Raw genomic sequence first — 22,519 nt, 5'->3', positions numbered from 1 at the left:
AAACGCTATTCGTCGCCTCAACCTTTGGTCTCATGCGGTTTTTTTAATCCTGGCTGTGTCACGTTTCGCAAATAACCAACAAAACCTGTAGAGCGGGCTGTGTGGCGAGGGGGCTTGCCCCCGTTCGGCTGCGAAGCAGTCGTAAACCGGACGCCACGTTGCTGATTAAAGAATCGCGGTGACTGGTTTTAGGGTCGCTTTGCGACCCAACGGGGGCAAGCCCCCTCGCCACACAGCCCGCTCCTACAAGATGTCCCTGATCCCATTCACTCTTCGTCCTCATGCTGCAACTCAAACAACAGCAGCGAACGGCCAGTAACCGAATATTGGCGACCGAACTCAAAGCGTTCCTGGCCCCGAATCGACGGTTGATTGGTATCGATCATGCAGGTCCAGAAACCACCGTCAGGCACTTCCGGCAGCAGGAAGTTGACGATGTCATGGTGCGCGTTGACCACCAGCAGCAGGGTCGCGTCGGCCCCCTTGCGGCGAATGCCGGTTTCCTGGGCGCGGCCATCGAGCAGTATGCCCATGCAACGACCATGGCCTTCTTCCCATTGTTCGTTGGACATTTCACTGCCGTCCGGGGCCAGCCAGGTCACGTCCTTGACGCCGATGTCTTCGTTGTAATTGCCCACCAGGAAGCGCCCGCGCCGCAGGATCGGATAGGCCAGGCGCAACTTGATCAGGCGTTTGACGAACTTGAGCAGCGCCTTGCCGTCTTCGCTCAGGTCCCAATTGACCCAACCGATCTCGCTGTCCTGGCAATAGGCATTGTTGTTGCCTTCCTGGGTGCGGGCGAACTCGTCGCCGGCCACCAGCATCGGCGTACCCTGGGACAGCAGTAACGTGGCGAAGAAGTTGCGCATCTGCCGCAGGCGCAGGGCATTGATCTCGGGATCGTCGGTGGGGCCTTCGACGCCGTGGTTCCAGGACAGGTTGTTGTTGCTGCCGTCCTGATTGTTCTCGTCGTTGGCCTCGTTGTGTTTGTCGTTGTACGACACCAGATCGTTGAGGGTGAAGCCGTCATGGGCGGTGATGAAGTTCAGCGAAGCATACGGTCGACGGCCGCGCTGGTTGAACATCTCACCGGAGGCGGTCATGCGGCTGGCGAAGTCGGCGAGCTGGCCGTCGTCGCCTTTCCAGAACGCGCGCACGGTGTCGCGGAATTTGTCGTTCCATTCGACCCAGCCCGGCGGGAAGTTCCCGACCTGATAACCGCCGGGGCCACAGTCCCACGACTCGGAAATCAACTTCACCTGACGCAGCACCGGGTCCTGACGACAGGCGACGAGGAAGCTGTGCCGTTCGTCGAAGCCGTCATGGTAGCGGCCGAGGATGGTTGCCAGGTCGAAACGGAAACCGTCCACGTGCATTTCCGTGGCCCAGTAACGCAGCGAGTCGGTGACCATTTGCAGTACGCACGGGTGGCTCAGGTCCAGGGTGTTGCCGGTGCCGGAATCGTTGATGTAGTAGCGTTTGTCGTCGGGCCTCAAACGGTAGTAAGAGGCGTTGTCGATGCCGCGCATGGACAGGGTCGGGCCTTGTTCGTTGCCCTCGGCGGTGTGGTTGTAGACCACGTCGAGGATCACTTCCAGATTGGCCTCGTGCAGGTGCGCGACCATCTCCTTGAATTCGGCGATCTTGCCGCTGGCCAGGTAGCGCGGGTCCGGGGCAAAGAACGCGATGCTGTTGTAACCCCAGTAATTGGTCATGCCTTTGTGCAGCAGATGCTGGTCGTTGACGAAGGCATGGATCGGCAGCAACTCCACGGTCGATACGCCGAGCTTGCGGATGTGTTCCAGCACGTCATCGACCATCAACCCGGCGAAGGTGCCGCGCAGGTTCTCGGGAACGGCGGGGTGAAGCATGCTGAAACCGCGTACATGAGTCTCATAAATGATCGTCTTGTCCCATGGCACGCTGACCCGATGGTCATGGCCCCAGGTGTGGGCCGGGTCGATCACTTTGCACTTGGGCACGAAGGGCGCGCTGTCCCGCTCATCGAAACTGAGGTCGGCGTCGGGGTGGCCAATGGTGAAGCCGAACAACGCTTCGGACCATTTCAATTGGCCGACCAACTGTTTGGCATAGGGATCGATCAGCAGCTTGTTCGGGTTGAAGCGGTGACCGTTGGCGGGGTCATACGGCCCGTACACACGGTAACCGTAAATCAACCCCGGATGGGCGTCGGGCAAGTAGCCGTGGTAGATCTCGTCGGTGTATTCCGGCAGCTCTATACGCTCGAGCTCTACCTCGCCGGCATCGTCGAAGATGCACAGTTCGACCTTGGTCGCGTTAGCCGAAAACAGCGCGAAATTGACTCCCAGGCCATCCCAGGTCGCGCCTAGCGGGAAGGGCAAGCCTTCACGGATTCGCGAGGCCTCGTGAGGTTCGGGCGCGGTTTTCTTTGGACTGGTCATAGCTGCTCCTGCAACGGTTTTTTTCGAGGGCGAATGCGCTCTCGGTGGCGAGCGGGCTCGCCACGAAGTCAATCAGGACAAGACAGTGAAGCGTCAGACCTCGGGTGGTTTACGCGCGGTGCGCGGCTTTTTCACGGTGGTTTTTTCGCCCGGCGGGATCACTGCCGAAGCGGCGGCGGGTTTGGCTTTGGGCTTGGCACGGGGTTTGGATTCGATGCCCTTGGCATTGACCAGCTTACCGTCGGGCTTGCCAGCCGCAGGCTTGGCGCTTGCGGTTTTGCTGCTGCTCGCTTTGGCTGGTTTGCCGGGCGCCAGCGCTTCGGCCTCGGCGAGTTTGCAGGCCATCTCCCAATGGCGGGCTTCCTGGCCCTGGGGTTTTCCTTCGGATTCCCAGATTTGATAGGCAAATTCGCGAATGCGTTTTTCGTCGGTACTCATCGCAATGCTCCTGAACTGAACTCAAGTTTGGGTAAAGAGATTGACCGGGAAATCCCCCAGCGCGGCGCCGACCATCAGTTCCTTGTGTTTTGTGACTGCGACGCTGGTGAAAAGTCCCTTCAGATTTTCTTCGGTGGCTGCGAACGGCAATTTGATTCGGGTATCGCCCCACAGCGACGCGTCAACCTGGGGGGCGGCACTGTTTTCCAGCAGTCCGGCACAACGTATCGGTACGGTCACGATTGCCCGTTTTCCCTGCCATTCTCGAGTAAACGCCAGCACCCGGTGAGCCTGGCTACCGATCACGTCAAGGGCTTGATAAGTGCCTTTTTGAAACAGCCCGGCATGTTCGGCACGCCGGTTTAACGTCCGGGCGATCAGGGTTTGCTTGATGCGCCCGTCACGCCAGTTCGCCAACACATCGGGCAGGCCAAGCGGTAGGTGCATGGCTTGCTGACGGCTGACGTAATCCACCGGCCGGCGGTTATCCGGATCGACCAGCGAGAAGTCCCAGAACTCGTTGCCCTGATAGAGATCCGGCACCCCCGGCACGGTCATTCGCAGCAAGGTTTGCGCCAATCCATTCAGTGCACCCGGGACGGCAATGCGTTGAGCGGCGGCATCAATGGCCGCACGCAATGGTTGACCTTCGGGGCTCAGCAGCAGGCGTTCGAGAAACCCGTGGGTCGCCTGTTCATACGCCTCGTTTGGCGCGCTCCAGCTGCTTTGCAACTTGGCTTCGCGCAGGGCTTTGCGTTGCCACTGCCAGAGGCGTTTGGCGAAGTCCTCAAGGGCAGGCTGATCGTCGCTGCGCAATTCCAGCGGCCAACTACCGAGGATTGCTTGATACAGAATCAGCTCGTCGCCCGCCGAGGGCGCGCCGAGGTCAGTGCGCAGTTCGCCGGCCAGGTCTCGCCAGTGCTCGACCTGTTCGGCGTACCAGGCGCCGCGCTCGCTCAACACTGCCAGGCGCGCGCGGCTGTCTTCGCCGCGCTTGTGGTCGTGGGTCGCGGTGGCCAGCAGGTTCTCGGGAAACTCGGCGAGGCGATTGGCGCAGGCGGCATGGAAGTCGGCGACCGGGGCGCTGAACTGCTCGGTGTTGTAGCCGACATCGTTGCGCGACAGCAGCACCGCCGAGCGATAAAGCGCGGTGTCTTCCACCGCTTTGGCCGCCGCCGGTGAGGTCAGTTGCTGGAAGCGCACGCAGGCATGCTTGAGCAGTTTGCGTGGGCGGCCCACTGGGCGCTTGCGCCAGGGTTGGCCGCCGAGCCAGCCGGCCAGGCAATCGAGCACCGGCCAGTCGGCCTCGCCAAGGGTTTGCCTGGCACCGGCCATGGCCTGCTGGAAAAACCCCTCGTCCTGGGCCGCGCGACCCAACGGGCTGATGTAAGTGCGGTACACCGGGAAGTGCACGATCAGTTCCTGCAAGGCCCGCCGGATCGCGCCGAGGGTCAGGTCCCGGGTCATCAGGTCATCCCGGGCCACTTGCAACAGGGCGTGGGCAACACTTTCGAAATCGCCTGCGAGGGAGCCGTTGAGAATCTGCTGGCGCGCCAGTTGTGCTTCCTGGCGGAAATCGGCGGGTCGTTCGCTGTGCCGGCTCCAGAGCTCACCCAAGGTTTGGGCGCCTTCGGGGTCGTGTTGCAGCAGCGACAACTGGTTCATGAATTCGTAACCGGTACTGCCATCGACGCACCAGTCGCGGTGCAGGGTTTCGCCTTCGCCGAGGATCTTTTCGACGTAGATCGGCAGGTGTCGGCCCGATGTCAGGCGATCGACCCTGCGCCGCAGTTTGCGGCAGTAACCGCGCGGGTCGGCGAGGCCGTCGATGTGGTCGATGCGCAGCCCGTCGACCAGACCTTCGGCCACCAGCTCGAAGATTTTTGCATGGGTCGCCTCGAACACCGCCGGCCGTTCGACGCGCAGGCCGCCCAGTTCATTGATATCGAAAAAGCGCCGCCAGTTGATGTCGTCCGCCGCGGTGCGCCAACTGGCCAGGCGATAACTCTGGCGCTCCAGCAGCGTGTGCAGACGCTGGAAACCTTCGGGGGTAAGCGAGTCGTAAGTGCCGAGGGTGTACTGGATGGCATCAAGGATGGCCGGATCGCTGGCCAGTTCACTCAGTTCCCTCTTCAGTGGAACCGCCAGGCTGTGGGCATCGCTCTGGTAACTCAAGGTGCTGAAGCGGTCTGCCAGGGATTTGAGCAGTTCAGCCTGCTCGGCATTCAAACGGTCATCGGTCTTGAGCAGTTCGCCGTAGTCCGTGGGGCAAATCGGGAAGTGGTGCTCATAGTGCTCGACATGAAAGGCGCCACGCCGGGTATCGAAGCGCAAGGGCAGAGTGCCGTCCTGCAAGGCTATGCCGTAGTCGCTACCCAGGAAGGGCAGCAGCAACTGGCCTTCCATCAACGGGTCGGGCGAGTGCCATTGAATGTCGAAGAACTCGCCGTAAGGGCTCAGCCGTCCCCATTCCAGCAAGTCGAGCCACCAGGGGTTGTCGCCACCGCCGACCGCCATGTGGTTGGAAACGATGTCGAGGATCAGCCCCATATTCTGTTCGCGCAACGCAGCGACCAAACGACGCAACGCCGCTTCGCCACCCAGTTCAGGGTTGACCGTGGTCGGGTCCACCACGTCGTAGCCATGCAGGGAACCGGCGCGGGCGGCGAGCAGCGGTGAGGCGTAGATATGGCTGATGCCCAGGCCGGCGAAGTACGGCACCAGCGGGATCGCCTGATCCAGGGTGAAGCCGTTATGAAATTGCAGCCGCAGGGTCGCCCGCAGCGGCTGGCTGAGCGGTTGATTCATTGGTCACGCTCGGCCGCCTGAAGTCGCGCACAGGCGAGCAGTTCCAAGCGGCGGGCGGCATCCGGATCATCGAGCAGGGCCTCGCTGTCGCCGGGCAACCGGCGGGACCAGTTGGGGTGGGTGTCGGTGGTGCCAGGCAGATTGGCCTGCTGTTCGATACCCAGGGCATCTTCCAGCGGCAGCAACACCAACGGCGCGCGGGTATGCCCGAGGAACCGGATGGCGGCGTCGAGTACCTGATCGGTTTCATGGTGCTCTTCGCGAAAGTTCTGCGGGTCCTGGCTCAGCACCCGACGCAAGCCTTCGCGCTCGTGTTCGCGATGGCGGCGCCATTCGATTTCGCCCGTGGCGTCGGTCAGGCCCAGGCGCGCGCTCCAATCGATATCGCGGCCATGCCACCAGCCATTGAGCGTCGGCAGGTCATGGGTGCTGGTGGTGGCCAAGGCGTTGTCCGGCCAGTCGAGAATCGGTTTGAAATGGGTGTTGTCCTGTTCGAACAACAGCACGCGCATGCCGAGGATCGAGCGCGCGATGAGTTTTTCGCGCAGGCCATCGGGCACGGTGCCGAGGTCTTCGCCGAGGACGATGGCCTGATGCCGATGGGATTCGAGGGTCAGCAGGCGCAGCAGGTCGTCCAGCGGATAATAAAGGTAGGCGCCGTCGCTGGGCGGCGCGTCTTTAGGGATCACCCATAGCCGTTGCAGGCCCATGACGTGATCGATGCGCAGGCCGCCAGCATGGGCGAAATTGGCCCGCAGCATTTCGATGAACGCACGAAAGCCGTTGCGCACCAGGCCTTCGGGGGAAAACGCGGAAATCCCCCAGCCCTGGCCGGTGCGGTTGAGGATGTCCGGTGGCGCACCCACGGTCAGCGAGGCGAGCAATTCGTCCTGGCGACTCCAGGCCTGGCTGCCGCCGCCGTCAGCGCCCACAGCCAGGTCGGCGATCAGGCCGATGCCCATGCCGGCACCACGGGCGGCGGTTTGTGCGCGCTCAAGGCTGCGCGCAATCAGCCATTGGCAGAACGCGTAATAGCCGATGCGGGCCGAGTTCTCTTCGGCAAATTGCGCCAGGGCGGCGCTGCGCGGGTTACGCCATTGCTCGGGCCACTCGCGCCAATCGAGGCTTTCACCGCGCCTTGCACGGGCTTCCTGGATCGCTTCGAAGCGGCAATGATTTTCCAGCGCTTCGCCACCGGCGTGGCGGAAGCTGCTGAAGTCGGCATGCAAGGGGTGTGCGCCGTGGGTGAATCCTTCGTACAAGGCTTCCAGCAAGCGATGTTTGGCCTCGGCGGCGGTGGGCCAGTCGATCAGCGGCAATGCCTCGAGGTGCTTGAGTTCGGCGGCAAGGTCGGTGGCGTCGATCGCGGTGCGCAGGGCTCGCTCACCGAGAATCGCCCCGGGCGCCGCGTACAGGCTATTGAGGAACAAACGGCTGGACGGCGAGTAAGGGCTGTAGCGCTGGGTGTCGCCGCTGAACATCGCATGCAGCGGGCTGATCGCCAACGCTTCGGCGCCTCGTTCGCCGGCCACCCGGGCCAGATCTTCGAGGGCCTGGGTGTCGCCGAAACCGCCATCACCGGGGCGGCGCAGCGAATACAACTGCACGCTCAGGCCCCAGGCACGCGGGGTTTGACTGTCAACGGCGTCGCCGACGCTGTAGCAGCGCTCGGGCGCCACCGCCAGGGTGAACGATTGATCGTCGATGCTGACGTGCTGATAACCCACCGGCACCAAACCGGGCAAAACAGCGTTGTCATCGAGCTTGAGGTTGAGCCGCGAGCCGTCTTCGAGATGGATCTCACACGGGGTTTGCGGTGCGAAGTAGTGGGCCAGATCAAGACCGACGCCAACGTCGCAGGTCAGCAGCGGTGGCAGGTGCCGGGTTTGCTGTACCTCCTGCAGTTGCAGCAGGCTGGCGTCGATTTCCTGGGCGGTGCTGGCGGGATGGCCAAGCCCGATGAGCACCGAGCGCAGCACCGCCGGCGCGACTTTTTGTGGGCGGCCGTTGGCGTCGATCCAGTCGACGGCCAGGCCTGCTCGGCTGGCCAGTATTTCCAGTTGCGCATCGCTCATGGTCGCTCTCCATCCGGGGGTAGCAAAGGGGCTGCGGCTGTGAGGCTGACGAGCGCGCAATACGGGGCAAGGGTGCCCTGATCCAACAGACCGGCCGAGTGTGGCGGGTATTCGAACAGCAGCGTCGCGTCGGCCTGAGGGGGGGGGACCACGGGCGCGCCGCTGAGGTTCAGGTCAATGCGCAGCTGACTGCCATCGCCCAACCGCCAGCGCGCCGTCACCGCGCCCTCGGCCAGTACCTGCGCGCCCAACGCCTGGGCGCCGGGCAGGTGCGGGATGATATGTCGATGGCGGATTTGCAACAGTCGGCGATACAGGTCGTAAACCGGCGGTTGCCGGGTGGCGGTCAACTTCGGCCGCGACGCCTCGAAAGTCTGCATCGCGTTCGGGTCGGGAATCTGCTCGCGTTTGTGCGGGTCGGCAAAGGCGCTGAAGGCCGCGAATTCGTTGCGTCGACCTTCGCGCACCAACTCCGCCAGTTCACCGTGGTGGCTGGTGAAGAACAGGAACGGTTGTTCGGCGGCGAACTCGTCGCCCATGAACATCAGCGGGATCATCGGCGACAACAGTAGCAACACGGTGGCGGCGTTGAGGGCCTCGGAACGGGCCAGTTGATGCAGGCGCTCGCCAAAGGCGCGGTTGCCGATCTGGTCGTGGTTCTGCAGGAACAGCACGAAGGCCGTCGGCGGCAAGTGACCGCTCGGCTCACCGCGCGGCGTACCGTGACGGGTGATGTGGCCCTGAAACACGAAGCCTTGACTCAGGCAGCGGGCGAGCTGTTCGGTGGGGTTTTGCGCATAGTCGGCGTAATAGGCGTCGGTTTCACCGGTGAGCAATACGTGCAGGGCGTTATGGCCATCGTCGTTCCACTGCGCGTCGAAACCTTGCTCCAGCAGGCTGGCCTGGTTGTGCTCGTTTTCCGCCATCAGCCACACGTGCCGCGCCGGATCGATTTGCTGGCGGACCCGTTGCGCCAGCTCTTGAAGGAAGTCCGGGTCTTCGATGGCGTGCACTGCATCCAGGCGCAGGCCGTCGAAACGGTACTCCAACAACCACATCAACGCGTTGTCGATAAAGAAGTCGCGCACCTCGCGCCGGCGAAAATCGATGGCTGCGCCCCACGGTGTGTGTTGGTCTTCGCGGAAAAAGCCTTTGGCGTAGCAATGCAGGTAATTGCCGTCCGGGCCGAAGTGGTTGTAGACCACGTCGAGAATCACCGCCAAGCCGTGGCCGTGGGCCGTATCGATCAGGTGCTTGAGTTGTTCGGGCGAACCGTAGGAGGCCTGCGGTGCGTAAGGCAGAACCCCGTCATAGCCCCAATTGCGCTCGCCGGGAAACTGCGCCAGCGGCATCAGTTCGATGGCGGTAATTCCCAACTCGACCAAGCGCGCCAGATGCTGCTCGACCTCGCTGAAACCGCCGAGCGCACCGACATGCAGTTCGTAGATCACCGCCTCGTTCCATGGCCGACCTTGCCAGGCACTGTGTTGCCAGCGATAGGCGAGGGGATCGACCACCACGCTGTGGCTGCCGATATCCCCTGCCTGCGCGCGGGAGGCCGGGTCCGGCACCTCCAGCTCGCCATCGATGTTGTAGCGGTAGCGGGTACCCGCGGGGCAGCGGGTCTTGATCACAAACCAGCCATCGGCCTGAGGCAGCAGTGGCAGGGATTGTCCGTTTTCCAGTTCAAGACTGACGTAAAACGCATCTGGCGCCCACAAGGCAAAACGCGTGTGTTCGGCGTCCAGCATGATTGCGCCGTGGGGCCAGGTTTCAAGAGTCCGTAACGGCATCGTTGAAAACCTCTTACTGTTTGCCCGATTTACCCAGCGCTTTAGCCACCAGTTGTTCGTAGAGTTCGGCGTAGGGTTCGACCGCCTTGCACCAGTTGAAGGGCGCCGCCATGGCCCGGCAACGCATGGCGTTGAGCAGGCCGGGGAAGGCGAACACCTTGAACGCGCGGCTCAGGGCTTCGCGATAGCTCTCCACGGTGGATTCGTCGAAAAGAAAACCGGTCACGCCGTTTTCAATGGTGTCGGCCAGGCCGCCGGTATTGCGTGCCACCGGCAATGAGCCGAAGCGCTGGGCGTACATTTGGCTCAGGCCGCAAGGTTCGTAACGCGAAGGCATCAGCAGGAAATCACTGCCGGCAAACATCCGGCGGGCGTCGGTTTCATTGAAGCCGATGTGCACGCCGATTTGCCCGGGGAAGCGCAACGCCAGCTCACGCATGGCTTGTTCTTCTTCCGGTTCGCCACGGCCGATGATCGCGATCTGCCCGCCATTGGCGACAATGTATTCGGCCACCGCTTCGGTCAGGTCCAGGCCTTTCTGGTACACCAGTCGCGAGACCACGGCGAACAGCGGGCCTTTGGAGTCATCCAGGCCAAACAGTCGGCGAACGTGGGCCGCGTTGACTGCTTTGCCGTCCCAATCGCCGATGCCGAACGGGCAGAACAGGTGCGGGTCGGTCGCCGCGTCCCAGCTTTCATCGATGCCATTGGGAATCCCGCTGAGCAGACCTTGCTGGGTCTTGGCGGCGAGAAAACCGTCGAGACCGCAGCCGAAGGCCGGCGTGGTGATTTCCTGGGCATAGGTGGCGCTGACGGTGGTGATGTGGCTCGAGTAGGCCATGCCGGCCTTGAGGAACGACATCTTGCCGTAAAACTCCATGCCTTCCTGTTGCAAGGCATGCGCGGGGATACCGAGTTCCGGGCATGAGCCGAGGCTGGTGACGCCCTGGTACGCCAGGTTGTGGATGGTGAACAGGGTCGGGGTGCGTTGGCCACGCCAGTGCATATAGGCAGGGGCCAGGCCGGCGGGCCAGTCGTGGGCGTGCACCAGATCCGGGCACCAGTGAATTTGTGCGAGGTTGGCGGCGATATCGGCGGCCGCGAGGCCCAGGCGGGCGAAACGAATATGGTTGTCTGGCCAGTCGCGGCCGTTGTTGGCGCCGTAAGGCGAACCTTCGCGCTCGTACAGTTCAGGGCAGATCAACACGTAAATGACCAGGCCGTCGGGCATGTCCATGCGTCCGATCTTGCAGGGCGGCAACGCGGCGTGCCCGCCCAGTTCACCAATGATATGAATCGGGTTTTCGCTGTTCAGCACTTGCGGGTAACCGGGGATCAACACCCGGACATCGTGCAGGTGAGCCATGGCTCGCGGCAGCGCGGCGGAAACGTCGCCCAGGCCACCGGTCTTCACCAGATCGGCAATCTCCGAGGTAACGAACAACACTTTCTTCTTGTTGGGATTCTGACTGACTACCGGTGCCAGCGCCTTCGTGATCGGGACACTGACCGATTTGGCTGTAAGAGCCCCCACGGTGCTGGCTTCGCCGACCTGCTGAAGAGCACGTTCTCCCTGAACATCTAACGCCGTACTGATCATATGCATCTCCCCGTGTTGTTGATCTGATTCCAGGCCTGGCACAAACGGTGTTGGCCAATTCCTGTGGCCGGGCGCAAACGCGCTACGCATCGGTGAGCAAGTGCTGCCCATGCGCTGAAGCTCAATGGGTGAAGTGGCTGTTGCAAGGAATGCACCAGTCGCTGTGCCCTACCTTTCAGCTGACCTGAAGCCAGCAGCAAAAGTTTCTATTTATTTCACCGAATGACCAGTCGGTTTTATTCCCCGAAAACAGTCTAGGTCAGAACCTGGAGGGGGGCGGTCAACCGTACAAATTGTTCGACAATCGGTTGGAGGAGGGTACAAAACACACGGGCTTTATGGGGAAACGCACCGACGAAGGGCAGGTTTGTTTTTTTGGGTGGGTCAAATTGAGACCGGGAGGTCACGAAAGTTGGGCACGACGGAATGTGGATTGCACCATTGCGGTGCGTATGGTTTAGGGAAATGTGTCGGGTTTGAGGGCCTCTTCGCGGGCAAGCCTCGTTTGCCCGCGAAGAACGATAACGCAGTCTCAGCCCAGCAACCGAATCGGCGCCCCGGCCGCCCACGCCTGAATATCCTCAATCATCTGCGAAAAGAACAGCTGATAGTTCTGTCGGCTGACGTACCCGACATGGGGCGTGGCCAACACATTGTCCAGCGTTCTGAACGGATGATGGCGGGGCAATGGCTCGTGCTCGAACACATCCAGCGCAGCACCCGCCAGGTGTTGTTTCTGCAGTGCCTTGATCAGCGCCGCCTCATCGACAATCGGCCCGCGCGCGGTATTGACCAGCCATGCGGTGGGTTTCATCCAGTCCAGTGCCTGAGCGTCCACCAGTCCTCGGCTGCGCTCGCTGAGTACCAGATGGACCGACAGCACATCGGCCTGTTCGAACAGTTCCTGCTTGCTGACATAGGTCACGCCGACTTCGGCCGCTCGTTCACTGGTGAGGTTTTCGCTCCACGCAATGACGCGCATGCCGAACACCTGGCCGAATTGGGCGACCCGTTGACCGATGCTGCCCAGGCCGAGGATTGCCAGCGTCTTGCCCTGCAAGTCGCCGCCCAGGCCTTGCTGCCAAAAGCCCCCGCGCAAGGCGTTGGCTTCGGCCACCAGGTTGCGGGTCGCGGCCATGATCAGTGCCCAGGTCAGTTCTGGCGCTGCATGTTTGTAGCTGTCGGTGCCGCAGACCTGGATGCCCAGCGCGGCAGCGGCTTTCAAGTCCAGGGCGGCGTTGCGCATGCCGCCGGTGACCAGCAGTTTGAGGGCGGGCAAGCGGCGCAGCAGGTCTTCGTCAAACCGGGTGCGCTCGCGCATCACACAGATCACCTCAAATGCGCCCAGGCGCTCGGCCAGGGTTTCGTTGTCGGCCGGGTAGTCATGGATAAAACTCACCTGGCCGATGCTGTCCAGCACCGACCAGTCCACCACGTCGCGCGCCACGTCCTGCCAGTCATCGATCACCGCAATCTGCACCGCCATCAGCCTTACCTCATCAACGAACGGGATTGGTTTTGTTCAGCCAGTCGGGAAACCCATCCAGCCTAGTGTGGCCATTGCCAGCACGCCATAGCGGGTGCCCTTGGCCAGGGTCACGATCAACAGGAAGCGCCCCAGCGGTTCACGCATGACGCCGGCCACCAGCGTCAGCGGGTCGCCGATGATCGGTACCCAGCTCAGCAGCAAGGACCAATGACCGTAGCGCTGATAGTGTTTTTGGGCTTGTTGAAGATGACGAGCACTGACCGGAAACCAGCGCCGCTCGCGAAACCGCTCGATGCCGCGTCCCAGCCACCAGTTCAGCAGCGACCCCAGCACGTTACCCAGCGTTGCCACTGCCAACAGCGACCAGAGCCAATACCGGTCGCTGAGCAACAACCCCACCAGCACCGCTTCGGACTGCAAGGGCAGCAGGCTCGCGGCGCCGAACGCCGCGAGAAACAACCCGATGTAGGCACCGAACATCAATGGGCGGGGTAGTCCGCCACCACCACGTCAGTGCCGTCCTTTTTCAGGCCGATCACCTGGTAGGCGTCGCTCATGCCGTCCATTTCCATCCCGGGCGAACCCATCGGCATACCGGGGGCGGCAACTCCCAACAGATCGTCACGCTTGCTCAAGGCCAGCACTTGGTCGGCCGGCACATGGCCTTCGACAAATTTGCCGTTGATCAAAGCGGTGTGGCACGACGCCAGGCGAGGCGGCACGCCGTGTTGTTGCTTGAACTGGCTCATGTCGGCTTCAACGTGGTCTTCGACCTTGAAGCCGTTGGCTTCCAGATGGCTGACCCATTTTTTGCAGCAGCCGCAATTGGCGTCGCGGTGAACTTCGATCGGGATCAGGTCGGCGGCCTGGGCCAGGGAGGAGATGAAGAGGGCGCTCAGGGCGGCCAGACGCAGGTTGGTTCGCATGGGAGTCTCGTCTCGGGTTGCGGCCAAAAAGGTGCATTTTGACCAATTTATCCAACAAAGAGACAGGGGATTGTTTCGAAGTAATACAGATGGATAACGCCCAACAACGAACCTTGCCCCCCATGATCGCGCTCACCCGGTTGTTGGGCCTCCAGCAATTGCCGGGTGTTGAGTTCGCTGGCGTGACCGCTTTGCACCAGTTCGGGGGTGACGGGTGGTGTAACGCGGTAAGTGTCGTATCCGATACAAACGAACTAACCAACGCGTACATAAAGTTGTTTTTAGTTGCCTGCACCCCTATCGAGAAGATCATGCGGGCCAATGAAACAAGGCGCTTTTTGAAATGTATCGTAAATGTACAAGAATTGTAAAAAACAGAAATATTTGTTGGTGGCGTTAGTGCGCGCGTCGATACTCGCCCGCACTTAACTCGGTTAAACAAGGAACTTTTTATGGTCGCCTCACAAGGACGTCTGCGTGTTTTGGATGATGGGCATCCGGCCACGCAGTCGGGAGCCCGGTCATGACAATCGGTTACACAGGCAGCTGGACAAGCAAGGCAGGATTACTGGTCAGGGACGCGGGTAGCAGCAAGCCTGTCACCCATAGCGCCAGGGTCAAGCAGATGCTGGCAATGGTGGGAAGCAATCCAAATGCGCTGAACACGGCGAAAATGGATGAACAGAAACTGCACCGGAACATCAAGGGCTTCGACCCGGAAAATGTCTCCGCCAAACAACTGGGTAATCTCAGTGCGTTCTTGAGAAGCAAAGGCCTGATTTCCGATATTACTTCGATGACCTTGCTGAATGCCGGTGACAAGTTCGACCGGTTTGGCGTACAGAAAGACCCGGATGCGAAGTTCAATGCACTGGAGTATTTCGCCACACAACTGGACGCCATCCAGAGCAACAGCATCAAGGGTGACAAGTACGCCGCTGGCTTGATTCCGGAATACAAGACGGCGATCTACGTACTGCAGAACCTGCAAACTTACGGTAAGGGCAACGGAACTACGGTGGCCCCCAATGACAAGGGCGTCAAGTCCAGGGCCTGACGTTTGGCTGCATTGGCCCGCTCGAACTGTCGAGCGGGCCAGGCAGCGGCTACCGGTCGAGCAACTTCATGACCTCTTCTGGATAGCGCAAGCCAGCGGTGGCATTGGCCGGGAATATCGCTTCCAGGGCCTGCAACTCTTCGCGGCTCAGTTTCACCTCCAGCGCGGCCACATTTTCTTCCAGGTATTTACGCTGTTTGGTGCCCGGAATCGGGATCAGGTAATCCCCTTGAGCCAAGACCCAGGCCAGGGCCAGTTGGCCGGCCGTCACGCCCTTGTCGGCGGCCAGCGTTTGTACCTGCTGCACCAACAACAGGTTTTTGGCGAAGTTTTCCCCTTGGAAACGCGGGCTGAAGCGACGGTAGTCGTCGGCGGCGAAGTCATCCGGGCTACTCAGTGCCCCGGTCAAAAAGCCCCGGCCCAACGGGCTGTAAGGTACGAAGGCCACGCCCAGACTCTGACATGCGGCCAGGCAACCGTTATCTTCCTGATCGCGGCTCCACAACGAATACTCACTTTGCAGGGCGCTGATCGGATGAACCTTGTTCGCCCGCTCCAGTGTGGCCACCGAGGCTTCACTCAACCCCAGGTAACGCACTTTGCCGGCCTTCACCAGTTCGGCCATGGCGCCGACGGTTTCCTCGATGGCCACCTGTGGATCGATGCGGTGCTGGTAATACAAATCCACGGTTTCCACGCCCAGGCGCTTTAGGGTGCCGTCGATCGCCGCGCGAATGTATTCTGGACGACCGTTGACGCCCCGCGCGCCGGGGTTGGACGGGTCGCGAACAATGCCGAACTTGCTGGCCAGGAACACCTGGTCACGTTTGCCGACAATCGCCTTGCCGATCAGCTCTTCGTTGGTGTGTGGGCCGTACATGTCTGCCGTATCGAGCAGGTTGATCCCCAGCTCCAGCGCGCGATGCAACGTTGCCGTGGCTTCGCGGGTGTCCACGCCGGTGGTGTAGAAATCGGTCATGCCCATGCAGCCCAGACCGATGGCTGACACCTGTGGTCCGTTCTTGCCCAGTTGACGTGTTTGCATGAAATGAACTCCCTGTGGATGTAGGCGCTTAGTGTCGATCTCGACAGAACGAAGATAAACCGGCTAAAAGTGCTATCACTGTTCGTAATTTCTAAATAATCATCGAGCCCTGACCATGGATCGTTTAAACGCCATGCGTGTATTCACGCGAATCGTCGAGCTGGGCGGCTTCGCCAAGGCGGCGGACAGCCTGCAATTGCCGCGTGCCTCCGTCACCATTCTGATCAAGCAACTTGAGGCGCATCTGGGCGTGCAACTGCTGCAACGCACCACTCGGCAAATCAGCCTGACGCTCGATGGCGCAGCCTATTACCCGCGTTGCGTGCGGTTGCTGGCGGATCTGGAGGAAACCGAAGCCGTGTTTTCCGCTGCTCGCCACAACCCCAAAGGCCTGTTGCGAGTGGATATGCCGGCGGGAGTGGGGCGTTTGATCGTGATCCCGGCATTGCCACAATTCACTGCACGCTATCCCTTGATCGAGCTGGAAATCGGTTTGAATGACCGGCCCGTGGATCTGATCCGTGAAGGTGTCGATTGCGTGTTGCGGGGCGGCTCGGCCCTGGACGACTCACTGGTGGCGCGGCCGCTGGCCACACTGGATCAGGTCACGTGTGCGAGTCCCGAATACTTGCAGCGTTGCGGGACTCCGCTATGTCTGGAGGATCTGAAGGGGCATCAGATGGTGGAGTACTTTTCCAGTAGCACAGGTAAACGCTATGGACTGGAGTTTGTCGTCGATGACCAGTTGCGGTTGATCGACCTGCCCAAGCACGTTGCGGTCAACAGCTCCGATGGTTATCTGGCGGCGTGTGAGGCGGGGTATGGCTTGGTCCAGACCCCGTATTATCACGTGGCCCGCCAGTTGAAAGAGGGGCGTTTGATCGAGGTCCTGAGGGACGTGCCGCCACCGGGTATGCCGCTGACGGCGCTCTATCCCCCTCACCGCCAATTGTCCCGGCGGGTGCGAGTGTTCGTCGACTGGATGGTGGAGCTCTGTGCGCAGTCGGATAATGGTTTTTACAGAGAAGACTCACGCGGCTGAGCGGGCACCGATGGGGGCGTCGGCGCAGTGGTGGCCTATCGTGGCGTTGGCGTTCTGCTGTAAATCGTCATGCAACTGTTGCATGTGTGGGCAGTTCAGGTTGAGGGGGCGAGACTGGACACCTCGATGAAACAGGGCGAACCAGCCATTGCCGCCCGGCGTGGGCATCAGGCCGGTGAAGGCGAAGCCCAGCGCCGAAAAGCTTCGCAAGTCTCGCGTGAAGTGCCGGGACAGTTCGAGTCTGGCGCAGATCGCCCACTGCCTGGGCAGTTGCCAGAGCTGTTGGAGCAAGTGTCTGTTCAAGCGCTGAATGACAATATCGAACCGATGCTGGTGTTGCTTTATTTGCAAAGGCATCTCCGACCGCGACGCTATATCCTGCCGGGTTCCGAACACCGAGCACAGGTGCTTCATGAGCGCCCGGTAGCGTTCGGGCCAGGGGATGTCGGGGAGCGGGCGCTCGTGTCCTTCGACCATGCGACACCCCATCACGATGGTTTCCGGGAGTGGTTCAGCGAATGGCGAAGGGACATAGTCGGGAAGCAATCCAGTGCTGTGAAAACCGATCTTTTCTGCCATGCGTTGAGTGTAGGGATGGTGGGTCACTTGCTTGATCGAGACGCTCGTGAGCCCCAGAGAACCTGACTGCCTCAATAACTCGCGGCCCAGGTGAGTTGCGATACTTTGTCCCTGTGCGGCGGGATGCACCACGCTCAAGGCCAGTTCCGCGGTATTCGAAAGCGTGTCGCGACACAATGCGGCATGCCCCAGAACGCGTGCGTTGTCCACGGCCAGCATCGATTGCCAGCGCCCCGTGGCGTGGTGCTGACTGATCATGTTTGGCAGGTAGACATCCGGCTGAACGTAATGATCGCCGTAGACCTCTCGAAACAATTGGCTCACGGCACCTGCATCGGAGGGGCGGTAGGCGCGAAATATCAACTGGGTCATCACACAGGCTCCAGCGAGGGAGCGTCATACACTCGCAAATCCACCACCCTGAGTTGTTTGCCCGAACGAGGGTGAAGCTTCAGATCGGTGGTTGCGCAGGTCAGCACCCGTAACTCCAGCAGACCTTCGCGGCTCAGGTCGTCGATGGCGGGGTAGTGGGCAAGCAGCGCTTCAAGCAATGCGCGGCGATCCGGTTCGACGGTTTGCAAGTGAGGTTCGGGCACCCACTTCACGCTCAACAGATCCTTGTGGCCGGCCTGCTCGATCAGCAATTGCCATTGCTCAGTGCGTGCTGCGCGCTGAACGATCTCGTGTATCTCTTCGGTAAACAGCGACAGCACACCTACTCGTATACGTTGACTATGGGCGCTGCGCCCCTTGAGGGCGAATTTACGCATCGGGGTTGCGGTCGGTTCACGCCAACAGGCACGGTCTCCTACCGGGTAACGCAGCAGCGGCATGAGCTGGCGTGTAAGGTTGGTCAGTACCAACAACCCGATGCGATCGCATTCTTCAATCACTTCACCGGTGTACTCATCGATGATTTCCAGCAGGGTTTGTGGTTCGAATACCCGATGCTCGCCCAATGCACAGTCGCGATCGCTGGCGCCAATGAGTCCGGCGTCTACGCTGGCATAGCCAATCGAGGCGATGCGGGCGTTGGGGAATACTTCTGCGAGCATTGCCAACTGCGCGGTAAACAGGCTTTCGCCGCCGTACAGCAGCGTCTCGACCCCGCATAACACAAGCTGATGCTGTGCCAGGTAGGCCGCGAATCGCAGTAACTGTGCCGGCACTCCGGCCAGAACATTGATCCGATGTCGTGCGATGGCATCTGCCAGTACGTCGAGCTCGACGCTGCCGGTAAACGGAAACTCACAGATGGGTCGCCCGACATGAGCCAGGGAGTCGTGGATAAACAGAAAGCTGGCGTAGAGATCCCCTGAAAAAAACAGGTTGGCAACCCGGTCGCCGTTGTTCAGTTGAGCTGAGAGGCTGGCGCCGAACGTGCTGACCAATGCTTGCCATTCCTCGGAGGAGTAAACCGCAAGTTTGCCCTGGCTGGTCGAGCCTCCGGTTTTAAATACCAGTGCGTCATCGACATCTCCGGTCAGGACTGACCAATGACTCAAGTCGTTGCTACCGGACCAATAGTCGGCCACATTGGTTAATGGCATATCTTTTAAACTAAGCCCGTTCGCGGGCAAGTGTTCCAGATGTTTACGGTAGAAGTTGGAGTGTTGTCTTATATAAGGTACAAGTTGTTCAAGCGAGTAAGTTGGCTTCACGGGATTCTCTTTTATAGTGAGCGTCTTGCGTCGACTTTTTTATTTTCGTTGATCGATAATCAAGGGGGTTTTGCCACTGTGTTTGTTTCGGGTGAATGTTTGTTCAGCGCATGTCGTCACCTCCACAATTAAAAGTTCAGCGCGCACCGCATTCGCCAAGGCTTCGTGGGTCAGCAGTTTTTCGTGGACCCAGGTGGCGTCTGCATCAGCGAGAATGTGCATTCGCTCGATCCCGTCGGCGGCGTGGTCCAGGACCACTTGAATGGGGGATCCCACACTGAGTTCCAGCACCGCAGGCGAAATGAATTCCGTGCCAATCCGCACCAGCTTGCCGTGTCGACTCAGCAGTTCGAATCGCGGCGACTCCAGTCCGCAAGGGCAAATCCCGGGTATCCAGCGGCCGGTGTCGCCGATGTCATATCGGTGCACGCGCTGACCTTGTCGGGCGCGAGACGTAAACAACAGACGGCCGATCTCGTCAGCCTGCACTGGAACATCCTGTTCGAGATGAACGATTTCCAGGTGCTGGGTTTCACACATCAAGTGAAACACGCCGTCCGCCGTCGCCGGGCAGGCATGCCCCAGGGGGCCTGCATCGACGGAGCCATAGATGGCGGAGCGAATCGTCGACACCCCACAGCTTTCAATCAGGCGCCGACTGGCCTCTCCCGGATGCTCGCCGCCAAGGAACACTTTGCTGACACCGGCGTAGGCGCGAAGTTGGGCCTGTTCTTTGAGAAACAGGCGATGTAGCGTACTGGGCATGCCGATCAGCACGGTGACACGCTGCTCCACGATCAGTCGGGCGGTTTCACTGAAGTCATCGTCCTGGGGAGCGCCCATGGGCAAATGTGCAACACCCATCTGTTCGAGAATGTTCGAAAAGCTGAAAAAACCTCCGTACAGGTTGCCGCCGTAGAACAGATTCATTACCCGGTCCTTTGTCGGATCGAGCCCGATGCAGAGCATGCCGTCGGCCGCAGCGCGCATTTGCCGTTGAAAGTCTCGATAGCTAAAACCGGCCAAGGCCGGGATCCCGCTGCTTCCACCAGAGCGGAAGTACAACTGTGCTGCGGAGCCGATCGGCTGGGCCATAAAAGTGTCTTTGTCCATGATCGGGTCATGGGATACATCGGGGGCGGGTGGAACCGGGTCGAGCGTTGCACGACCTGCCGAGACATGTGGGAGCAAGCTCACCGAGAGGCGGCGACTCAGACGCGACAGCGCGTAGACGCCATCGTGGGGCTCACCGGTGTATCCGTCATGGATCGATTCGCAAGGCGCTATGCGGCTGACGCCGGCATTGACTAACGTTCGAACGAGTTTGGGCGTTTCTGCCGAGGGACACATCAACGCGCAGCTTTGCAGGAAGTTGCGCCAGGGCTGTAGCGTCTCGGCGAGCTGATGCTGAGGAACCGGTTTGAGCACAATCGTACGAAACAGCGGTGACGGCGCGAGCGTTTGATGGTGCTCCCAGATGACACGCCATCCGAGGCCAGTCCACACTTGGCCGGTCTGATTGGCAAAGCACTGATCGAGCCGTGCCATGGCGGTGCGGGTGGTGATTTCCGATGCTTCCTGATCTGTCGGCGTTAATGCCGGCCAGTGTGGGGCGCGACGGATGAAGGCTTCGGCCAGTCGATCTCCGAGGTTCTGCAAGACGGCCGGATCGTTGCTGTCCACCAGCACCCATTGAGGACTGGAACACGCTTGTTGATCCAGTCGACAGACTTCATCCGCCAGGGCATCGAGCGCCGAAGGCGACGCCGCATCAGGTGACAGGTAGGCGAAGCTGATCTTGTGTCCCCAATCGATCCAGCGACAGCCGGACGGGATCTGCTGGCGGATCGATTTAAGCGCCGCTTCTCCGCCCCAGGCGGATACCCCATCGGCCTTGGCGCAGAGTTGAGCGATATCAGAGGTGTCCACCGGCAGAACCGCTACGAATTCGGCCAGTCTGCCACTGGTGTCGCAACGCACAAGGGCGGCGAGCAATTGTGCGGTCAAACCCTGATCGCTGGAGCTGGGGCGCAGCCAGTTGATGTTGCCGGCCAGCAGGCTTTCTAGTACCGCGAAGAACGCCGGCATCGGTGCGTTACCCGGGGTGACATGCACCACCAGCCCCAATGGATGCCAGCTTTCGAAGCTTGGCTGGCGGTAGTCGATACGTCGCAGCGAACGCGGTCGCCGGCCCAGTTCCCGCTCAAGCTTGGTGCTCAAGTTGCTGTGTTGGCAGAAATCGATAAGCCCTTGATATTGGTCGTCGTCGAGGGACAGATCCAGGCGACGAGTTTGCAACTGCGCCGCAAAGCGAGCGGCGGACTCGATGACGGTCTCGCTATCGATCGGTGCAGAAAGCAGTCCAGGCAATGATTCTTGAAGGAGTTGCAGAGCGTTTTGCGGGGTGATGTCATCACGCAACTGGCCATTGATCAGGTACATATCAAGCCCTCCCGATCAGTTCTGAAGCGGCCATGGCACAGCTGCGACTGGCGGTGGTGCCGGCACGTCCATGCAGCTCGAACCAATCGGTCTTCAGGCCGCATCCGCAACTTGTGCCGGGGTGCAATGTCGCCAGATCGCCCATGACCACAGCATGAGCAGGGCTGGACGAAATGTACGGGGAGACGAATCCCAGCAAGCCGCGCTGGCCGTAGGGCTGGACGGTGAAATCGGATGGGTTGCGCACGAAAACCTTCGAGTAAATCGGTACATGAAAATGATGGTGGGCACACTGGATATAGGGCACGGCATGCTCTACGGCGCCGTAACCGTCCCGACAGCGGGACAGGTCGATACCCAATTGCCGGTTGATTCGGGCATACAACTTATGCAGGGGAATCTCCTGCGCGGCCTGGGTTTTCCAGCCCCCCCCCAGAAACACCAGTGACTGGGCAGGCAACTGCAAATCGGCCACGCAGGTGTCCTCCATGCATTGAAGCGCATGCGAAAGGAATGCCGGAAAACCGATAATGCGAACGGGCAATCCTTCCTCGGCAAACTCCCGCAAGGCACGAATCACACCGAAAAGGTCGAATTCGTGGCCTTTTCCGGTCAGGCGCAAGCCGTAAACGACTCGGTTGACGGGGGCATAGCTGCAAAGAAACTGATCGGTGTAGGCCGTGCCCAACGTGGTGGCAGCCTCGGGTTCATAGCTCAGGAGCAGGTAATTGCAGGGGGTGTCCGGAGTATCCCAGCCGTAATGCCGGAAGATGTGGTTCACCATGCCTTGTGCCGCGGTCATGCTGCGATGGTCGTAGCGCATGCGACTCTTCTGGCCGCTGGTGCCGGATGATGTCAGCTCCAATGCATCTTCGCCTGAAGGGCCGAACAACAAATGACGTTTGAAGTAATTGGCGAAAATCGGCGGCAGCCTGGACCAGTCATCCAGTGTCTCCAGGGTGTTGGCATCGAGCCCATTGGCATTCAGCCAGCGTTCGTATCCGGGCGTGTGATGACAATGAAACAGGCTGATTTCACCCATCGCCTGATCGAAAAGACCTTCTGGCATGGATTCCAGGCAATAGGGTTGCGTTAACGCGCAAAGCGCATCGGTGTGGGGTAGATGGATCATCAAAAGACC

Annotated in this window: 16 protein-coding genes; 2 read left to right on the top strand and 14 right to left on the bottom strand. The window is 60.5% G+C overall.

What is annotated here, in order from left to right; translation table 11 throughout:
- Positions 1–266: 266 nt before the first annotated feature.
- From glgX to AC1RO5_RS24710, 9 genes are all read right to left on the bottom strand, one after another.
- Positions 267–2,423 carry a glycogen debranching protein GlgX gene (gene glgX, locus AC1RO5_RS24750; protein ID WP_493178166.1) on the bottom strand — a complete coding sequence of 719 codons (2,157 nt, stop codon included), beginning with the start codon at positions 2,421–2,423 and terminating at the stop codon, positions 267–269.
- A gap of 93 nt (positions 2,424–2,516) precedes the next feature.
- Entirely contained in the window at positions 2,517–2,861 is a 345-nt protein-coding gene (locus AC1RO5_RS24745; protein WP_493178164.1) for a DUF2934 domain-containing protein, read from the bottom strand.
- Positions 2,862–2,882: 21 nt separating this feature from the next.
- Positions 2,883–5,669, bottom strand: coding sequence for a malto-oligosyltrehalose synthase (locus tag AC1RO5_RS24740; RefSeq protein WP_493178163.1), 2,787 nt, complete (start codon positions 5,667–5,669; stop codon positions 2,883–2,885).
- Positions 5,666–7,744, bottom strand: a complete 2,079-nt coding sequence (gene malQ, locus AC1RO5_RS24735; protein ID WP_493178162.1) for a 4-alpha-glucanotransferase — start codon at positions 7,742–7,744, stop codon at positions 5,666–5,668. Before malQ ends, AC1RO5_RS24740 begins: the two co-directional genes overlap by 4 nt.
- Positions 7,741–9,537, bottom strand: coding sequence for a malto-oligosyltrehalose trehalohydrolase (gene treZ, locus AC1RO5_RS24730; RefSeq protein ID WP_493178161.1), 1,797 nt, complete (start codon positions 9,535–9,537; stop codon positions 7,741–7,743). The genes malQ and treZ overlap by 4 nt, the downstream gene beginning before the upstream one ends.
- A 13-nt stretch (positions 9,538–9,550) precedes the next feature.
- Positions 9,551–11,137 carry a glycogen synthase GlgA gene (gene glgA, locus AC1RO5_RS24725; protein ID WP_493178159.1) on the bottom strand — a complete coding sequence of 529 codons (1,587 nt, stop codon included), beginning with the start codon at positions 11,135–11,137 and terminating at the stop codon, positions 9,551–9,553.
- Positions 11,138–11,669: 532 nt separating this feature from the next.
- On the bottom strand, positions 11,670–12,623 hold the full coding sequence (locus AC1RO5_RS24720; RefSeq protein ID WP_493178158.1) for a D-2-hydroxyacid dehydrogenase family protein: 954 nt from the start codon (positions 12,621–12,623) through the stop codon (positions 11,670–11,672).
- Between the two features lie 36 nt (positions 12,624–12,659).
- A complete protein-coding gene (locus AC1RO5_RS24715; RefSeq protein WP_493178157.1) occupies positions 12,660–13,106 on the bottom strand; it encodes a YqaA family protein in 447 nt (148 codons plus the stop codon).
- Positions 13,106–13,552: a DUF411 domain-containing protein gene (locus AC1RO5_RS24710; protein ID WP_493178155.1), complete on the bottom strand. Its 447-nt coding sequence runs from the start codon at positions 13,550–13,552 to the stop codon at positions 13,106–13,108. The genes AC1RO5_RS24715 and AC1RO5_RS24710 overlap by 1 nt, the downstream gene beginning before the upstream one ends.
- Positions 13,553–14,075: 523 nt before the next feature.
- On the opposite strand from AC1RO5_RS24710, the gene AC1RO5_RS24705 reads away from it, so the two are divergent.
- The gene (locus AC1RO5_RS24705; protein ID WP_493178154.1) at positions 14,076–14,609 is read left to right on the top strand and encodes a hypothetical protein; all 534 of its coding nucleotides are present in this window, start codon (positions 14,076–14,078) and stop codon (positions 14,607–14,609) included.
- Between the two features lie 49 nt (positions 14,610–14,658).
- Here AC1RO5_RS24705 and AC1RO5_RS24700 read toward each other — a convergent pair whose 3' ends face one another.
- On the bottom strand, positions 14,659–15,654 hold the full coding sequence (locus AC1RO5_RS24700; protein WP_493178153.1) for an aldo/keto reductase: 996 nt from the start codon (positions 15,652–15,654) through the stop codon (positions 14,659–14,661).
- A 115-nt stretch (positions 15,655–15,769) separates the two neighbouring features.
- Here AC1RO5_RS24700 and AC1RO5_RS24695 point away from each other — a divergent pair, with 115 nt between their 5' ends.
- Entirely contained in the window at positions 15,770–16,696 is a 927-nt protein-coding gene (locus AC1RO5_RS24695) for a LysR family transcriptional regulator (protein WP_493178152.1), read from the top strand.
- Here the strand turns inward: AC1RO5_RS24695 and AC1RO5_RS24690 are convergent.
- The 4 genes from AC1RO5_RS24690 to AC1RO5_RS24675 are packed head-to-tail and all read right to left on the bottom strand — an operon-like array spanning position 16,685 to position 22,510.
- Complete coding sequence (locus AC1RO5_RS24690; RefSeq protein ID WP_493178150.1) at positions 16,685–17,647, bottom strand: GNAT family N-acetyltransferase; 963 nt, start codon at positions 17,645–17,647, stop codon at positions 16,685–16,687. The two genes, AC1RO5_RS24695 and AC1RO5_RS24690, sit on opposite strands and share 12 nt — an antisense overlap.
- Entirely contained in the window at positions 17,647–18,936 is a 1,290-nt protein-coding gene (locus tag AC1RO5_RS24685; RefSeq protein WP_493178149.1) for a phenylacetate--CoA ligase family protein, read from the bottom strand. Before AC1RO5_RS24685 ends, AC1RO5_RS24690 begins: the two co-directional genes overlap by 1 nt.
- Positions 18,937–18,975: 39 nt before the next feature.
- Entirely contained in the window at positions 18,976–21,378 is a 2,403-nt protein-coding gene (locus AC1RO5_RS24680) for an acyl-CoA reductase (RefSeq protein WP_493178147.1), read from the bottom strand.
- 1 nt (position 21,379) lies between these two features.
- Positions 21,380–22,510: a LuxE/PaaK family acyltransferase gene (locus AC1RO5_RS24675; protein WP_493178145.1), complete on the bottom strand. Its 1,131-nt coding sequence runs from the start codon at positions 22,508–22,510 to the stop codon at positions 21,380–21,382.
- Positions 22,511–22,519: the final 9 nt, after the last annotated feature.

This window comes from Pseudomonas sp. GW822-FHT02G04, assembly GCF_058802085.1.
Note: the sequence above shows the minus strand (reverse complement) of the source record. Positions and strands in the feature narration are given on the sequence as shown.

Bases quoted from the DNA above. Each gene is read 5' to 3' on its own strand.
- AC1RO5_RS24715 (WP_493178157.1), bottom strand. From the start codon at position 13,106: ATGTTCGGTGCCTACATCGGGTTGTTTCTCGCGGCGTTCGGCGCCGCG.
- treZ (WP_493178161.1), bottom strand. From the start codon at position 9,537: ATGCCGTTACGGACTCTTGAAACCTGGCCCCACGGCGCAATCATGCTG.
- AC1RO5_RS24740 (WP_493178163.1), bottom strand. From the start codon at position 5,669: ATGAATCAACCGCTCAGCCAGCCGCTGCGGGCGACCCTGCGGCTGCAA.
- glgA (WP_493178159.1), bottom strand. From the start codon at position 11,137: ATGATCAGTACGGCGTTAGATGTTCAGGGAGAACGTGCTCTTCAGCAG.
- glgX (WP_493178166.1), bottom strand. From the start codon at position 2,423: ATGACCAGTCCAAAGAAAACCGCGCCCGAACCTCACGAGGCCTCGCGA.
- AC1RO5_RS24700 (WP_493178153.1), bottom strand. From the start codon at position 15,654: ATGCAAACACGTCAACTGGGCAAGAACGGACCACAGGTGTCAGCCATC.
- AC1RO5_RS24745 (WP_493178164.1), bottom strand. From the start codon at position 2,861: ATGAGTACCGACGAAAAACGCATTCGCGAATTTGCCTATCAAATCTGG.
- AC1RO5_RS24705 (WP_493178154.1), top strand. From the start codon at position 14,076: ATGACAATCGGTTACACAGGCAGCTGGACAAGCAAGGCAGGATTACTG.
- AC1RO5_RS24720 (WP_493178158.1), bottom strand. From the start codon at position 12,623: ATGGCGGTGCAGATTGCGGTGATCGATGACTGGCAGGACGTGGCGCGC.
- AC1RO5_RS24710 (WP_493178155.1), bottom strand. From the start codon at position 13,552: ATGCGAACCAACCTGCGTCTGGCCGCCCTGAGCGCCCTCTTCATCTCC.
- AC1RO5_RS24680 (WP_493178147.1), bottom strand. From the start codon at position 21,378: ATGTACCTGATCAATGGCCAGTTGCGTGATGACATCACCCCGCAAAAC.
- AC1RO5_RS24690 (WP_493178150.1), bottom strand. From the start codon at position 17,647: ATGACCCAGTTGATATTTCGCGCCTACCGCCCCTCCGATGCAGGTGCC.
- AC1RO5_RS24695 (WP_493178152.1), top strand. From the start codon at position 15,770: ATGGATCGTTTAAACGCCATGCGTGTATTCACGCGAATCGTCGAGCTG.
- AC1RO5_RS24675 (WP_493178145.1), bottom strand. From the start codon at position 22,510: ATGATCCATCTACCCCACACCGATGCGCTTTGCGCGTTAACGCAACCC.
- malQ (WP_493178162.1), bottom strand. From the start codon at position 7,744: ATGAGCGATGCGCAACTGGAAATACTGGCCAGCCGAGCAGGCCTGGCC.